Annotated in this window: 2 protein-coding genes; both read left to right on the forward strand. The window is 76.0% G+C overall.

From position 1 onward, the window contains the following. Positions 1 to 1,655 (forward strand): alpha-E domain-containing protein (locus ACE3Q3_RS23800; protein WP_374450251.1); only part of this gene is annotated, 1,655 nt, incomplete at its 5' end. Next, entirely contained in the window at positions 1,655 to 2,548 is an 894-nt protein-coding gene (locus ACE3Q3_RS23805; RefSeq protein WP_374450253.1) for a transglutaminase N-terminal domain-containing protein, read from the forward strand. The genes ACE3Q3_RS23800 and ACE3Q3_RS23805, both read left to right, overlap by 1 nt. The last annotated feature ends 153 nt before the right edge of the window (positions 2,549 to 2,701 follow it).

Genomic DNA, 2,701 nt, shown 5'->3' on the forward strand with positions numbered 1-2,701 from the left:
TCTTCTGCGATCCGCTCGAGCTCAAGGCCGATTCCTCGCTCGGCGTGCCGGGGCTGGTCGAGGCGGCGCGGGCCGGCCGCGTCGTGCTCGCAAACCCGCTTGGCGGCGCCGTCGTCGAGGCGCCGGGGATGGCGGCGTTCCTGCCCGGCCTCTGCCGGTCGCTCCTGGCCGAGGACCTTCTCCTGCCGGGCGTGCCGACGCACTGGTGCGGCACCGCGGCCGGCCGGCGCGCCGCGCTGGCCGCGCTCGACCGCTCCGTCGTCCGCGACGCTTTCGATTCGTCGCCGCTCTTCGCCCGCGGCTCGACCGCGCGCCTGGGGGCCGCCATGGACCGCGCCGCCCGCGCCCGCCTCGCGGCCGAGATGGAGCGGCGGGGAGCCACGCTGGCGGTGCAGGAGGTGCTGCCGCCCTGCCTCGCGCCGACGCTGGAGGGCGCCCGCCTGGTGCCGCGGCCGGTCGCACTGCGCGTCTTCGCCGCCTGGACGCCGGACGGCTACGTCGTGCTGCCGGGCGGGCTGGCGCGGGTCGGCCAGGGCGACGGCGAGCGCGCCACGCTCTCGATGCAGTCGGGGGCCGCCGGCAAGGATGTCTGGGTCGTCTCGGACCGGCCGGCGGATCGATTCTCGCTGCTGCGTCCCAAGTCCGAGCCGCTGCCGATCCGCCGCGTCGGCGACGAGCCGCCGAGCCGGGCGCTCGACAACCTCCTGTGGCTCGGCCGCTATGCCGAGCGGTCGGAGGCGCTGGCGCGGACGATCCGGGCCGTGGTCCGGCGGCTCGGCGACGATGCCGGCCCGGATGCGGGCGGCGCGCCGGAGCTGGCGCGGCGCCTGCTCATTCCCTATGCCCAGGCGAGCGAGGCGGCGGTGGCGGCGGCCGAGGCCGGCGACGGCGCGGCCCTGGCGCGCGAGATGCTGGCGCTGGCGGGCGACCGCAACCACCCGTACGGCCTGGTGCGCACCTTCGCCGGCGTCCGGCGCACCGCCTGGTCGGTGCGCGACCGGCTTTCGCTCGACCATTGGCGCAGCATCCTCGCCCTGACCGGCGACGAGGGCGAGGCCCCGGGCGACTTGGTCGAGCTCGCCGCCCGGCTCGACATGCTGATCCGCCGGTCGGCGGCCCTGTCCGGCCTGTCGGCGGAGAACATGACGCGCGGGCCGAACTGGCTCTTCCTCGATCTCGGCCGCCGCATCGAGCGCGGCGTCGGCGCCGCCTGGGTGGCCCGTCAGCTCGTCGGCGAGCCCGGCGAGCGCGCCGTCGAGCGCATGCAGATGGCGCTCGAGATCGCCGACAGCGCCATGACCTACCGCTTCCGCTACCTCGGCACCTTCCAGGCGCCGCCGGTCCTCGACCTGCTCCTGCTCGACGAGAGCAACCCGCGCTCGGCCGCCTACCAGATCGCCACCCTCGCCCGGCACCTGGCGGAGCTGCGCGAGGATGCCGCGGGCGGTCCGGGCGAGGAGGACGGGATCGTGCCGCTGCTCGTCCGCCTGCGCCGGTCCGACCCGGCGGCGCTGGCCGGGCCGGCCGCCGTCGCTGCGCTGTCGGATGCCGTCGGCCGCGCGCTGCAGGGCCTGTCCGACGCGCTGGCCGATCGCTACTTCCGGCCCTCGCCGCGCCGCCGCACCGGCTCGGCGCCGAGGGGGGAGGGGACGTGATGGAGTATCGCGTCCGCCATCGCACCATCTACCGCTACCTGCAGCCGGTGGCGCAGTCGCAACATCTCCTGCACCTGGCGCCGCGGCCGACGACGCGGCAGTCGGTGATCGACTGCGCCGTCCGGGTGACGCCCGAGCCGACGCGCCGGGTCGAGCGCCTCGACGCCTTCGGCAACCGCGCGGAGTGGCTGGCGCTCGAGGACCCGCACACGACGTTGGAGATCCTGGCCGAGAGCCGGGTGGTCGAGGCAACCCTGCCGGAGCCCGACCCGGCCGGCTCCTGGCCGTGGGAGGCGGTGCGCCGGCGGCTGGAGGAGGCCGCCGACGTCGAGGAGCGCGCGGCGGTGGAATTCCTCTTCGATTCGCCGCTGGTACGGCCGTCGCTCGATCTCTCGGACTATGCGCTGGCGAGCTTCACGCCGGGCCGCCCGGTGCTCGCCGGAGCGATCGACCTGATGGGCCGCATCCATGCCGACTTCCGCTACGACACGACGGTGACCGACGCGACGACGCCGGTCGACCGGGTGTTCGCGATCCGCGCCGGGGTCTGCCAGGACCTCGCCCATGTCGGGATCGCCTGCCTGCGCGCGATCGGCCTGCCGGCGCGCTACGTCTCGGGCTACCTGCTGACCAGCCCGCCGCCCGGCATGCCGCGCCTCGTCGGCGCCGACGCCAGCCACGCCTGGTTCGCCGCCTGGTGCCCGCCCTTCGGCTGGGTCGACCTCGATCCGACCAACGACCTGCTGCCCGGCATCGGGCACGTCACCGTCGGCTGGGGTCGGGACTATGGCGACGTGGCGCCGATCAACGGCGTCGTCGTCGGCGGCCGCGACCACACGATCGAGGTCGGGGTCGACGTCGCGCCGCTCGCGGAGCCGCCGACGCGATCGTGATCGGTCGTGACGTGCGCTTCGGCCCGCCCGGCGGGTAGAAGGGAACCATGGCTCGCCCGTCGCTCGCCCCCGATCTCGCCCGCCGGCACCCCGTCCGGCTGCCGCCGATGCCCTGGCGCGACCGCGCCGGCCGCCTCTCGCCGATCAAGACGG

Source organism: Allostella sp. (assembly GCF_041913585.1).
Taxonomy (GTDB): Bacteria; Pseudomonadota; Alphaproteobacteria; order ATCC43930; family Allostellaceae; genus Allostella.

Bases quoted from the DNA above. Each gene is read 5' to 3' on its own strand.
- ACE3Q3_RS23805 (WP_374450253.1), top strand. From the start codon at position 1,655: ATGGAGTATCGCGTCCGCCATCGCACCATCTACCGCTACCTGCAGCCG.